This is a genomic window from Algibacter miyuki (assembly GCF_030409805.1).
Classification (GTDB): Bacteria; Bacteroidota; Bacteroidia; order Flavobacteriales; family Flavobacteriaceae; genus Algibacter; species Algibacter miyuki.
In genome coordinates this window covers 803,878-817,229 of record NZ_JAUFQP010000013.1, presented here as the reverse complement: position 1 = coordinate 817,229, position 13,352 = coordinate 803,878, and the positions used below count along the sequence as shown (strand labels likewise).

Here is a 13,352-nt window from a genome sequence, read left to right as displayed (position 1 = left end):
AGCGCAAAACAAAATACAGAACATGATAGTCTTAATTTCACCAGAACACGATATTCCAAACGAAATTGAAATACTTAATCAGTTATTTCAAGCAGGATTACAATACTATCATTTTAGAAAACCTGAAAAAAATTACGACGAACATTGTGCTTATTTAAACCAAATATCTAAACAATATCATAACCGCATTGTGGTTCATTATTTCCATGAGCTTGTTAATACATACCCATTAAAAGGCATTCATTTTCAAGAACAAAAACGAATAGACCATATTGATAATCCTGGGCAATATTTCAAAAACCTTAGCATGTATGGAAAAACCATTAGCTCATCGTTTCATGAAATTCAAGACCTTATCGACTGCGAATTCGAATTCGATTATCATTTGTTAAGTCCGGTGTTTTCATCCATTTCTAAAGCAGGTTACGAAGGTCGTGGATTCGACGTTAATCATATCGATAAATTTATTGTTGGCATGGGTGGTATCAATACCGATACCCTATTAGAAACGTTCAAACTCGGTTTTAAAGGCGTTGGTGTTTTAGGTGGTGTTTGGAATGCCGAAAACCCTGTAAAAAGTTTTATTGAATTACAAACAGCACATAGCAACATTAAACTTTGAAAAACAGACCAAACATATTAACCATTGCAGGTTTCGACCCCACAAACGGTGCCGGACTAACCGCCGATGTTAAAACATTCGAGGCCTTAAAATGTTATGGTTTATCAGTTTGCACGGCAAATACGGTACAAGATGATCAATCTTTTTTCGCTTGCCATTGGATACCGACTTCAATTATTTTAAATCAAATAGACGTTCTTTTTAATCGTTTTAAAATTAACTTCGTTAAAATTGGCATTGTAGAAAACTGGGATGTTTTAGAAATTATCATCAACAAATTACAAAGCCTAAACCCTGAAATAAAAATTATTTTAGATCCTATTTTAAAATCGAGTTCTAATTTTGATTTTCATAATAATCATTCAGAAAAATTAGATATTATATTATCTAAAATCTATCTGCTCACTCCTAATTACGAAGAAATTCAACAATTATATTCAAAGAAAACGATTAGCGAAACTATTGCGCATATTCAATCTAAAACCAATCTGTTTTTAAAAGGTGGTCATCATCCCGAAAAACTAGGACAAGACGCGCTTCATCTTAAAAACAAAAAACACTTTGTATTGAATGCCAAGTCTAAAAGTTGTACTGAAAAACATGGCAGCGGCTGTGTATTATCATCAGCAATAACAAGCTATTTAGCCTTAGAGTTCCCTATATTGAAAGCCTGTTTAAAAGGGAAACAATACACCGAAAAATTTTTAAGTTCTAATACCTCATTATTAGGCTTTCATTCAAAAAAATAATATGAAAACGACATTACACTACATATCACAAGGTGCCACTCCACAAGACCATTTAAATAATATTCACAGTGCCTGTGCTGCAGGAGCTGAACTGGTACAATTGCGTTTAAAGAAAACACCGCCAGCAACTGTTTTAGAAACCGCGAAAAAGGCAAGAGAAATCACCAATCATTTTCAAACGCGTTTAATTATAAACGACCATTATAAAGTAGCTGTAGAAGTTAAAGCAGACGGTGTGCATTTAGGCAAAAAAGATACGTGCCCAACCGTAGCTCGAAAAGCAATGGCTTCTTGGCAAACTATTGGTGGCACAGGAAATTCTCTAGAAGATTGCCAAACGCTTCTTGATAAAGGCGTCGATTATATTGGCTTAGGCCCTTTTCGTTTTACGGAAACTAAAGGTGATTTAAGTCCGGTATTGGGTGAAAAAGGTTATACCGAAATTATCACGGCTTTAAACACCAAAACGCCAATTATTGCTATTGGAGGCATCACCTTAAATGATGTTTTAGATCTTATGATTACCGGCGTTTTTGGCATTGCCGTTTCGGGTGAAATTACACGTGATTTCAATAAAATAACAAAGTTTAAAGCACTAATAAACGGAGGAACCGCACCAGAACAACTCTGGAAACCTGAAGAACCTAAAAATTAAACAAGCTCAACCCTTTAATAAAAGTTACTTTTATTATGAATGATAAATTACAAATAGCAGATAAAACTTTTTCCTCTAGACTGTTTACAGGCACTGGAAAATTTAGTTCCTCGGCATTAATGAAATCCGCTTTATTGGCTTCGAAAAGTGAGTTAATCACTGTGGCACTAAAACGCGTTGATGTTCAAGATAAAGACGACGATATTTTGTCGCATTTAGATCATCCAAGAATTAATTTATTACCAAATACATCAGGTGTTCGCAATGCAAAAGAAGCTGTTTTTGCAGCACAATTATCGCGCGAAGCTTTAGAAACTAATTGGATTAAATTAGAAATTCATCCGGATCCAAAATATTTATTACCAGACCCCATTGAAACTCTAAAAGCTGCCGAAGCGTTAGTAAAATTAGGTTTTGTAGTGATGCCCTATATTCATGCCGACCCTGTGTTATGCAAACTCCTAGAAGAAGTTGGCGCACAATGCGTAATGCCTTTAGGCGCTCCAATTGGCAGCAATAAAGGTTTAAAAACTCAAGATTTTCTAGAAATTATAATCGATCAAAGTAACGTCCCAGTTATTGTAGATGCTGGTATTGGCGCACCATCGCATGCTGCTTATGCTATGGAATTAGGAGCCGATGCCGTGTTGGTAAATACCGCCATAGCCGTTTCGCAAAACCCAACAGCCATGGCTACCGCTTTTAAATTAGCCGTTGAAGCTGGACGCATGGCGCACCAAGCAAAATTAGCACCTATTGTAAACAAAAAAGCCGAAGCTAGTAGTCCGTTAACCAGTTTTTTGAATTAATAAAACCATGAGCAGCTTTACAGAAACTTTTAATACATACCATTGGGATGATACCCTACAAAGCATTTTCTCTAAAACAGAAAGCGATGTGCTGCGTGCTTTAGGAAATTCTAAACGAGATTTAGAAGATTTTAAAGCCCTTATTTCTCCTGCTGCAAAACCCTATTTAGAAGATATGGCGCAGTTAAGTAGAGTATTAACTAAAAAACGCTTCGGGAATACCATACAAATGTATTCGCCTATGTATTTAAGTAACGAATGCCAAAACATTTGCACTTATTGCGGCTTTAGCATGACTAATAAAATTCCACGTAGAACGTTAACCGATGCTGAAATTTTAAAAGAAGTAGCTTATATAAAATCTAAAGGTTACGACCATATTTTACTGGTTACAGGTGAAGCTAATAAAACCGTTGGTGTAGAATATTTTAAAAATGCCCTCAACCTAATACGTTCGCATTTTTCTAATATCACTATTGAAGTACAGCCTTTAGACCAAAATGAATATGAAGAATTGATAGACAACGGACTATTTGCTGTTTTAGTTTATCAAGAAACATATCATCGAAATGAGTATAAAAAACATCACCCGAAAGGAAAAAAATCTAATTTCGATTATAGATTAGAAACCCCCGATCGCTTAGGTAAAGCAGGTATTCATAAAATTGGATTAGGCGCCTTATTTGGTTTAGAAGATTGGCGTGCCGATAGTTTTTTTACAGCCTTACATTTAAAATATTTACAAAAAACGTACTGGAAAACAAAATACTCCATTTCTTTCCCTAGGCTTCGCCCCCATTCTGGAGGATTAGATCCTAAGGTAGAAATGACCGATCCGGATTTGGTACAACTTATTTGTGCTTTTAGATTACTAGATGAAGATGTGGAGTTATCCATGTCGACGCGTGAGAGTGAAGTCTTTAGAAATAATATTGTGAATTTAGGAATAACCTCCATCAGTGCCGAGTCTAAAACCAACCCTGGCGGTTATGCCGTGGCTCCAGAATCTTTAGAGCAGTTTGAAATTTCGGACGAGCGTTCTACAGAAGCTGTCGCTAATATGTTAAAGTCAAAAGGATTGGAAGTGGTTTGGAAAGATTGGGCCAACAATTGGGAATAATGCAACTATCTAAGGAAGAAAAACAACAATATAACCGGCATCTTATTTTAGATAATATCGGTGAGCAAGGACAGTTAAGACTAAAAAACGCCAAAGTATTGGTTATTGGCGCTGGTGGTTTGGGCTGCCCTATTTTACAATACTTAACAGCGGCAGGTATTGGAAATATTGGTATTATAGACCATGACACCATTGACCAAAGTAATTTACAGCGACAGATTCTCTATACACACGACGATTTAGGTGAATTTAAAGCTGAAGTTGCTGCTAGTAAATTATCACGATTAAATCCATTTGTAAAATTCGAGATTCATATAGAAAAAGTAACTTCAGAAAATGCTTTAAATTTGTTCTCAAATTATGATATTATTGTGGATGGTAGCGATAATTTCCCAACGCGTTATTTAGTAAACGATGCTGCTGTGCTTAGCAATAAACCTCTAGTTTTTGGATCTATTTTTAAGTTTGAAGGACAAGTTTCGGTGTTTAATTACAACAATGGCCCCACATACCGTTGCTTATTTCCAACGCCACCAAAAGCAGGTGCGGTTCCAAATTGCTCAGAAATTGGAGTGTTAGGTGTTTTACCAGGCATTATTGGTAGTTTACAAGCGAATGAAGTTTTAAAACTAATTTTAGGCCTAGGCGATGTGCTTTCAGGAAAAGTACTTACCTATAATGCGCTTAGCTCGCAACAACTTATTTTTAATTTTGACAAAAACGAATCTATTTTTATTGAAAAGTTAGCTCATGATTACGAGGTTTTTTGTGGCATTTCGAATGAAATAACAGAAATAACTTTCGAAACTTACGCCTTATACAAAGAGAATTATACCGTTTTAGATGTTCGAACCAATGCCGAGCGCCAAATACGTTATATCGAAAGTTTACACATTCCGTTACAAGAGCTTGAAGAGCGATTACATGAAATTCCGCAAAACAAAGATTTGCTGGTGTATTGCAAGTCTGGCGTAAGAAGCAAAGTAGCTATAGCTATTTTGCGTCAAAGAGACTTTGATAAAAACCTAGTGAATTTAAAAAACGGTTTAGACGCTTATAGTTAGCCTGAAAGAAGTCTGCCGTAATCACCGAAGACTAATTTATAATTTGGTATTTTTACAGCATGTATTTTGGAGTCCCTAAACATAAAAAACTAATCTTGTTCGATGGTGTTTGCAACCTTTGCAATAGCAGCGTGCAATACGTTATAAAACGTGATAAGAAGGCACAATTTATGTATGCTGCTTTAGAGAGTTCTGTAGGAACAGATATTCTAAAGCATTATAATATTGACACTACCAAAATAGATTCTATTTTACTTTACATACCTGAAAAAGGAGTTGAATATAAGTCTACCGCAGCTTTAAAAGTGGCCGTTTCTCTTGGTTTTCCTGAAAAACTGATGGCTATATTTTTTATAATTCCCGCTTTTATCAGAAACTGGGTTTACGATTTTATAGCAAAAAACCGATATAAATGGTATGGTAAAAAAGAATCATGCATGATCCCTACTGCTGAATTAAAAAGTCGGTTTTTGGAGTAATTTCTTTGTTTTTGATCATTTTATGTAAATCTTTTTGCAGATAGTAATACCTTACAAAATCTTCGCAGATGGTTGCGGGAGCGATAGCAGCGGCATCCTTTTTGTGAAGCTTAAATAGACCGAAACTTTATTTTTAGAGGCTTTTTAATGCATTGAAAAAACATAAAGGTTGTATCAATCTGCTTTACAAAAAGATACAGCGGATAGCGCGGTTTTTATTTTTCTTAAAAACCCGCCCAAAAAAATTTTGAAATGATGTATCTTCCTTTCCGATTTTGAATAGTGATTAATGGCAGATAATAAACAATTAGAATTGGCGTGGGAATTTGTGAACAACACAAACCGGTCGATTTTTTTAACGGGTAAGGCCGGAACAGGAAAAACAACATTTTTGCACCGCTTAAAAATGGATTGCCTAAAGCGTTTAGTGGTGGTGGCACCAACGGGCGTGGCAGCAATAAATGCGAAAGGTGTGACGATACACTCGTTTTTTCAGATGCCTTTTGGGCCGATTTTACCGGACACCGATTTGAATGCCTCAAAGAGTTTTACACGAAAATTTAACAAAACCAAAATTGATATTATTCGCTCAATGGATCTCTTGGTTATTGACGAAATTAGTATGGTACGCGCCGATTTATTGGATGGAATAGACCGCACTTTACGCCGTTATAAAGACCGGAATAAGGTATTTGGTGGTGTGCAGGTTTTAATGATTGGTGACTTGCAACAGCTCTCGCCCGTGATAAAGGATAGCGAATGGCATTTGCTGAAGCCGTACTATAAAAACGGATTTTTCTTTAGCAGCAAGGCTTACGAGGCCTGCGATGCGGTGACTATTGAGTTGAAACATATTTACCGACAGGACAATCCTATTTTTATTGATATTTTAAATGAAATTAGAAATAATGCGCTTTCGGAAAAGGCTGCGGAGGAATTAAATAAACGATATATTCCTGATTTTACCCCGGCACCTGATGCGGGTTATATTTCGTTAACGACCCACAATAATAAAGCGGAGGCTACCAACAATCTGGAATTAGATAAAATTGACAAAAAAGAAAGGGTTTACAAAGCGAAAGTGGATGGTAAATTTCCTGAATATGCTTTTCCGAATAATGAAGCTTTAGTGCTAAAAGTAGGAGCGCAAGTGATGTTTGTAAAAAATGATAGCAGTCCTGAGAAACGTTATTTTAACGGAAAAATAGGGAAGGTAATTCATTTAGACCAAGATGAAGTGGTGGTGCATTGCCCCGATGATGAGTTTAATATTGTAACAAAACCTGAGGTTTGGGAAAATATTAATTACACTGTGGACACGGAAACCAAGGCTATTTCGGAAAATAAAATTGGTTCGTATACCCAAATACCATTGCGTTTGGCGTGGTCTATTACCATACATAAAAGTCAGGGATTAACTTTTGAAAAGGCTATTATTGATGCTCAGGGTGCTTTTGCCCATGGGCAAACGTATGTCGCGCTTAGTCGTTGTAAATCTTTAGAAGGTTTGGTCCTGAAAAGTAAAATACATTCGAGTCAAATTATTAGTGATTCTAACGTGATTACTTTTAATAAAAATGCTGAAGCTAACGAACCCGATGAAGCTGTTTTGGAGTTGTCTCAGAAAAAATTCCATCTCGATTTAATTGTTGAAGTTTTTGATTTTTATCCGTTTTTATACCCTATAAATCGTGTTTTAGATGTTTTTTACAAAAACCGAGGCAGTATTGAAGGTAACGTAGAAACACCTTTACTCGCCATAAAAACAAGTATTACTAACTTTTTGAAAGTTAGTACAGGTTTTAATGCTCAACTGAAAACCTTAGCTACAGAAGAAGGATTACCAGAAAAAAGCACCGTAATACAAGAGCGTTTTAAAAAGGCGATTGCGTATTTTAAAGCAGAAACAGAGGCACATATTTTAGCTTCTATGAACACCCTAAATTTTACGACAGATAATAAAGCTATTGAACAAGATTTAGAAAAAGCAGCCGATTTACTTGAGGAACTCATTGCTGCAAAAGTGCTCTATTTTAATGGCTTAACCAATGGGTTTAGCGCAAAACAACTTTTAGAATTACGTGCTAAATCGAAATTCTTAGCTAAACAAAAACCTAAAAAAGCGAGAAAAACAGTTGTTTCGGGTACGGCAAATGTGGAATTGTTTGAAATGCTTCGTATTTTAAGAAATGATATTGCAGAGAAAAACGATTTAATCCATTATCAGGTTTTTACACAAAAAGCCTTGTACGACATGTGTGAAACCTTACCGCTAACCGCTGCAGAATTACTGGAGATTAACGGTATGGGAAAAACGCGTGTTGCAAAATATGGCGCCGACATTATAAAGGTTATAAAAAGCTATTGTGAGGAAAATGATATTGATACTACAACTGCCGATTCCATAACCTTTAAAACAGAACCAGAAGCGCCTAAAAAACCAAAGGTTGACAGTAAAAAATTATCGTTAGAGCTGTTTAAATCAGGAAAAACCATTACAGAAATAGCTAAAGAACGAGATTTGGTTGCAAGCACTATATTTTCGCATTTAACCTCTTTTATCGAGACCGGTGAAGTAAAAGTGAGTGACTTAATGCCCGAAGCACATTATAAGGATTTAAACAAGATTATTCCGAAGAAAACGTTTGAAAACCTATCGGATTTAAAACAACAATTGGACGAAAAATATACTTATGATGAAATTCGACTGGTAGTAAAAGCATTAGGAAAAGTTTAAACGATGCTTTTTTAATTACTCTCTGTAAGGAAAGTATTAATCGCTAGACTTAAACAAAACCTTTAAAGTCTCATATTATTTAGTTATTTTAGTCATCCATGAATACAATTATTGAACCCAGCCTAAAAACCCTACGCAAAGCTCAAGTTTTATTAGAGAAATTATCGGATGATGATTTATGCAATGCCTCTATTTCTCCTTACTACTCGAGTATTGGTACACACCTGAGACATATTTTCGATTTTTACGACTGTATTTTTAATCGGCATACCGATAATAAAATTGATTTAACTGCAAGACGGAGAAATACAGCTGCTGAAACAGCATGTTGTAATGCTTTAAGTTACTTAAATACCATGACAAGCACATTGGAGACTTTAGATGTTGATGTGGAGCAACAGGTAGTGGTTATCGACGATTTAGGATTGGGAAAGACAGAAATACTATATACTTACGGCGCTTTGTTGGCGCAGGCAAATAGCCATACCATACACCATTATGCGATAATTAATTATATTTTGGACCGTTTAAAACTATCCTTTGACGACACCGATTTTGGATACAACCCGACGACGCCAAAGGCGGCTTCTGAAAAATGCTAAAATGAATTAAACTATCAGCGTTTACTTTTTAAACATACTACTCATAATTATCCGGATCCCTTTAAAAATAAGGAATACAGCAAAAGCACATATTAAAAGCCCGACAGCTAAAAGCGGTATATAAAGCTTATTTTCTGGTTGACTTAGCGCCATACTCAAAACAATAGGTCCCATAAAAAGGGTTAATACTGCAAAAATCATGGTTTTAATACCTTTATAAAGTAATACTTTGTCTGTTCTATTTTCGTCCATTATTATAATTTTGAATTGCTAATCTTACGTTTTTGTATGTTTTAAGTAATGTTTCGGCTTCGGTTCTTGGTATATCAAGTTCGGCCATAATCATTTTTGTACCACGATCAAAAAGCTTGTTATTACTTAATTGCATATCCACCATTTTATTCCCTTTAATATGTCCCAACTGAATCATGGTTGATGTGGTTATCATATTCAGCACTAGTTTTTGGGCCGTTCCTGCTTTCATTCTAGAACTTCCCGTTACAAACTCTGGCCCTACAATAAGTTCTACAGGAAACTGAGCTTTTAGAGATAATGGACTATTTTTATTACAAGCAATGCACCCTGTAATAATATTATTTTTGTTGCACTGTTCTAGGGCCGCTATAACATAAGGTGTAGTACCCGACGCCGCAATACCGACCACAACATCTTTACTAGAAATATTATAAGCTTTTAAATCTTCCCAGCCTTGCGTTAGAGAGTCTTCGGCAAATTCTACGGCGTTTCTAATAGCATGATCGCCACCAGCAATAATACCAATAACAATATCTGGAGACACGCCAAATGTTGGAGGACATTCCGAAGCATCTAAAATACCTAAACGTCCGCTAGTACCTGCTCCCATATAAAATAATCGGCCACCAATCTTTAGTTTTTCGACAATTTGTTCGACCAATTTTTCTATTTGTGGTAACGCTTTTTCAACCGCTAAAGGAACGCTTTTGTCTTCTTGGTTAATGTTATTTAATAATTCAGGAAGGCTCATCTTTTCCAGATGATTATAATTAGAATCCTGTTCTGTTGTTTTGGTAAAATTAATCATTTTTCAAAAATATGAATTATTGAGGTCTTAAACGTAAAGAATACATTCAACTTAAATCTTTTTATCATTTACAAAATCATAAAGGCTAAGTTGTCTCAATATGTAACATTCTAACCAAAAATTTTAAAGAGAATACAAACACTTAAATACCGTGTTAACTTTTTAACCATAGATTGAGATACAACCTAAACCAAAAAACATATAAAATAAATATTACAAATTACTCTTAATTACATATTTAAAAGTAGCGACTTCCGAAGCTCTAAAATAACCAAACGGATAATTTTCCGGGTTGGTTTCGTTTACACAATTCCCTCTAACAGTAGCTGGTTGTGTTTCAAAAGGATCGCTGCCTTCATCATCGCTTTGTTGTAATAAAACCACCATAAATTGATAGAAACGTTCAGAAATACCACTATTAAAAATGGTTAATTCATCACCTGGATCTAAAAACTCATCATCGCTATAAAATGCAAAAATTTGATTCCCATCGTTAAATTCATCATCATAAACATTTAAACTCACATGGTTTGAACCCGCCTTATCAAATTCAAATAAGTAATAATTATCGACTCCTTCAGGATCTGTATAATAGGCTTTAATTTCAATATCTTCACCTGAAAAACCACCATCATCTTTTTGGTCTACATAATCAATATCGCTCACTGGCATAAGCTTTTCTGTGCCTGTATAAACTTCATCATTATACGTTATTGAAATGGTGTATTCTCCATTAAGCTCTGCTATAAAACCATCATTTTCATAAACCCCTGTATCGCCATCTTCAACAAAGGTAAACGTATTGTTATGCGTATCTTTAACTTGCACTACAGCATTATTAGCAGGTGGCACTTCGGTAGCATAAAATGGTGCACTTAACGACAATTTTATGGACTGATTTTTACCATCGGTCCCTTTAAACCATGTTAACGATGCATCTATAACCAAGCGAGGTTCCGCAGTATTCAAATCTAAATCAACAACCTCTTCACAGGCGGTAAAACTTAAACTAATCAAGACTATATATAGTAAATTTTTCATGAGATTAAAATTTGAAATTATAAGAAATAGATGGAATAAGGCCGAAAATTGATAACTGACTCGCTTCATTAGCTCCCGTGTCTTCATTTGCTCTGAAAGCTATTGAAGCCGCATTTTTACGATTATACGCGTTATAAACTCCAAAAACCCAATAACCTTGCAGCCCCGATTTTCTAGTCGGTTTAGGCGTGTAGGTTGCTGAAAAATCTAAACGATGATACACGGGAAGTCTGTCTGAGTTTCGATCGCTATAACTTGGCACCGTAACGCCGCCATATTGATATTGTCCATTTGGGAAGGTTGCTGGTTGCCCTGTTTGAAATAGAAAATTAGCATTTAACATCCATTTCTCATTTAAATCGTAACTTCCGGTAAGCGATATATCGTGCGTTTTATCGTAAGCTGTGTTGTACCATTTTCCATTGTTAATTCCGGTTTCGGTTGCATTTCTACCTGGTGTTTGTTGTTCAGATTTTGATAAGGTATACGCTAACCAACCTTTAAAACGACCTTCATTTTTTCTGAATAAAAACTCTAATCCGTAAGCACGTCCTTTTCCGTTGAGTATCACTTGTTCAATGGCATTATTAGCTACTAAATCGGCACCATCAATATAATCGATTCTGTTTTTTAGGGTTTTATAAAAACTTTCAACTTCTAAGGAAAAAGTATTATCATTAAAATCTTTAAAATACCCCACAGCATATTGATCTAGCAATTGTGGCTTAATGTATTTTCCGCTCGGCGTCCAAACATCTAAAGGTGTAGGCGAATTGGTGTTTGATAATAAATGAAGATATTGGCTCATTCTGTTATAACTCGCCTTTACCGACGAATTTGAATTGAGCTGATAAGCCACTGCTGCACGAGGTTCTAGGTTATAAAAACTTTCGATAACATCGCTACGTTCAAAACTTTCAGAATCTATTGGTTTGCCTTTCTCATAAATTTGAAAATCCTCGTTAAATGTAACTGCTTCATCATTAGCATACACATTCAATTCATCTTGACCTAAACGATGAAAGGTACTTAAACGCAATCCATACGAAAGGGATAAATTATTGGTTATTTTATGTTCTGCATCGACGTAAACAGCGTTTTCAAAAGCATATTTTTGAGTGAGCTTAAAAGGGTTAATACCCGAAGACTCTACTGTTGGCTTAATATCACCGGGATTAAAGGCGTAATAAATACTATTTAAACCATATTGAAGTTTTAATTTATTACTTAAATAATGTTTGAAATCGTATTTTAGATTAACGTTTTTAATGCCTGAATCCCAATCGAATTCAACAAAATTAAGTTTTAGTCCGTAGTAATAATCCGAATAAATTAAGGATAGATTTGAAAAAATCTTATCAGAAAATAAATGATTCCATCTAAAATTTAAAACCGTATTGCCATAAACATTTTCAAACGTATCGGCAATGCTAAACACATCGCGACCAAAATAACCCGAAAAATAAATGTTATTATTATCGTTTAGATTAAAACTCAACTTGGTGTTTAAATCGTAAAAATAAGCCTTATTATCCAAGTCGAAAAGCGGTAAAAATAAATGCGCATAACTAGAACGCCCTCCTAATAGAAATGATGCTTTGTCTTTCACCAAAGGCCCTTCTAACAATAGCCTGCTAGATACCAAACCAATGCCACCGTTAGCATGAAACTCTTTACTATTTCCTTCCTTTTGATAAATATCTAAAACAGAAGAAACACGTCCGCCATAACGAGCAGGAATACCTCCTTTGTAGAGTTTTAAGTCTTTAATGGCATCGGGATTAAACACCGAGAAAAAACCAAATAAATGCGACGAATTATAAATTGTAGCTTCATCTAAAAGAATCAGGTTTTGATCGGCCGCTCCCCCTCGTACATTAAACCCAGACGCCGCTTCACCAGCCGTTGTTACTCCTGGCAATAAAGTTATAGCTTTTATAATATCGGCCTCACCAAGCACTACCGGAATGGCTTTTATAGTGCCTGACGTTAATTTATTAACACTCATTTGTGGTGCTTTAATATTGAGTTTTTCAATATTTTCGGTAATAACCACTTCGTCTAAGTTTTCTAAAGTATCCGTTAAACTAAGGTTACGGTTTTGATTATCGGAAAGCGTTATTGTTTCAACAATCGTATTAAACCCCAAGTAGCTTACCACCATTTTATACGTCCCTTCAGGCAAAGTAATGGAATAGAACCCATACTCATTGGTTGTGGTTCCCGATTGAATATCCGGAAAAATAATATTAACACCAATAAGGGTTTCGTTACTGCTTTCTTCGGAAATAGTTCCGCTGACCGTAAATTTGTTTTGAGCATTTAAAGACATGCTAAAAAACATACAGGCCAAAATTAGCCCCAAAAAGAGGTTTTTCATAAAGAGTAATTTTTTATAAAAATAAAAAAAA

Annotated in this window: 13 protein-coding genes; 9 read left to right on the top strand and 4 right to left on the bottom strand. The window is 35.3% G+C overall.

Features of this window, described 5'->3' with window-relative positions; translation table 11 throughout:
- Window positions 1-22: 22 nt before the first annotated feature.
- The 9 genes from QWY92_RS15660 to QWY92_RS15620 all read left to right on the top strand — a co-directional run bounded on the left by QWY92_RS15660 (window position 23) and on the right by QWY92_RS15620 (window position 8,837).
- Window positions 23-622 carry a thiamine phosphate synthase gene (locus QWY92_RS15660; protein ID WP_290272930.1) on the top strand — a complete coding sequence of 200 codons (600 nt, stop codon included), beginning with the start codon at window positions 23-25 and terminating at the stop codon, window positions 620-622.
- A complete protein-coding gene (locus QWY92_RS15655) occupies window positions 619-1,371 on the top strand; it encodes a hydroxymethylpyrimidine/phosphomethylpyrimidine kinase (RefSeq protein WP_290272928.1) in 753 nt (250 codons plus the stop codon). The genes QWY92_RS15660 and QWY92_RS15655 overlap by 4 nt, the downstream gene beginning before the upstream one ends.
- A gap of 1 nt (window position 1,372) precedes the next feature.
- Window positions 1,373-2,026: a thiamine phosphate synthase gene (thiE, locus tag QWY92_RS15650; RefSeq protein WP_290272926.1), complete on the top strand. Its 654-nt coding sequence runs from the start codon at window positions 1,373-1,375 to the stop codon at window positions 2,024-2,026.
- Window positions 2,027-2,061: 35 nt separating this feature from the next.
- Entirely contained in the window at window positions 2,062-2,835 is a 774-nt protein-coding gene (locus tag QWY92_RS15645; protein ID WP_290272924.1) for a thiazole synthase, read from the top strand.
- 7 nt (window positions 2,836-2,842) lie between these two features.
- Complete coding sequence (gene thiH / locus QWY92_RS15640) at window positions 2,843-3,955, top strand: 2-iminoacetate synthase ThiH (RefSeq protein WP_290272922.1); 1,113 nt, start codon at window positions 2,843-2,845, stop codon at window positions 3,953-3,955.
- Complete coding sequence (moeB, locus tag QWY92_RS15635) at window positions 3,955-5,019, top strand: molybdopterin-synthase adenylyltransferase MoeB (RefSeq protein WP_290272919.1); 1,065 nt, start codon at window positions 3,955-3,957, stop codon at window positions 5,017-5,019. Before thiH ends, moeB begins: the two co-directional genes overlap by 1 nt.
- 59 nt (window positions 5,020-5,078) lie before the next feature.
- Window positions 5,079-5,498, top strand: coding sequence for a thiol-disulfide oxidoreductase DCC family protein (locus QWY92_RS15630; RefSeq protein ID WP_290272917.1), 420 nt, complete (start codon window positions 5,079-5,081; stop codon window positions 5,496-5,498).
- A gap of 289 nt (window positions 5,499-5,787) precedes the next feature.
- On the top strand, window positions 5,788-8,235 hold the full coding sequence (locus QWY92_RS15625) for a helix-turn-helix domain-containing protein (protein ID WP_290272915.1): 2,448 nt from the start codon (window positions 5,788-5,790) through the stop codon (window positions 8,233-8,235).
- Window positions 8,236-8,333: 98 nt separating this feature from the next.
- A complete protein-coding gene (locus QWY92_RS15620) occupies window positions 8,334-8,837 on the top strand; it encodes a DinB family protein (protein ID WP_290272913.1) in 504 nt (167 codons plus the stop codon).
- A gap of 21 nt (window positions 8,838-8,858) precedes the next feature.
- Here QWY92_RS15620 and QWY92_RS15615 read toward each other — a convergent pair whose 3' ends face one another.
- From QWY92_RS15615 to QWY92_RS15600, 4 genes are all read right to left on the bottom strand, one after another.
- A complete protein-coding gene (locus QWY92_RS15615; RefSeq protein ID WP_290272911.1) occupies window positions 8,859-9,089 on the bottom strand; it encodes a DUF6095 family protein in 231 nt (76 codons plus the stop codon).
- Window positions 9,076-9,897: an N-acetylmuramic acid 6-phosphate etherase gene (gene murQ / locus QWY92_RS15610; RefSeq protein WP_290274121.1), complete on the bottom strand. Its 822-nt coding sequence runs from the start codon at window positions 9,895-9,897 to the stop codon at window positions 9,076-9,078. Before murQ ends, QWY92_RS15615 begins: the two co-directional genes overlap by 14 nt.
- 216 nt (window positions 9,898-10,113) lie before the next feature.
- The gene (locus QWY92_RS15605) at window positions 10,114-10,941 is read right to left on the bottom strand and encodes a DUF4249 family protein (protein ID WP_290272909.1); all 828 of its coding nucleotides are present in this window, start codon (window positions 10,939-10,941) and stop codon (window positions 10,114-10,116) included.
- Window positions 10,942-10,945: 4 nt separating this feature from the next.
- Window positions 10,946-13,321, bottom strand: coding sequence for a TonB-dependent receptor (locus QWY92_RS15600; RefSeq protein WP_290272907.1), 2,376 nt, complete (start codon window positions 13,319-13,321; stop codon window positions 10,946-10,948).
- Window positions 13,322-13,352: the final 31 nt, after the last annotated feature.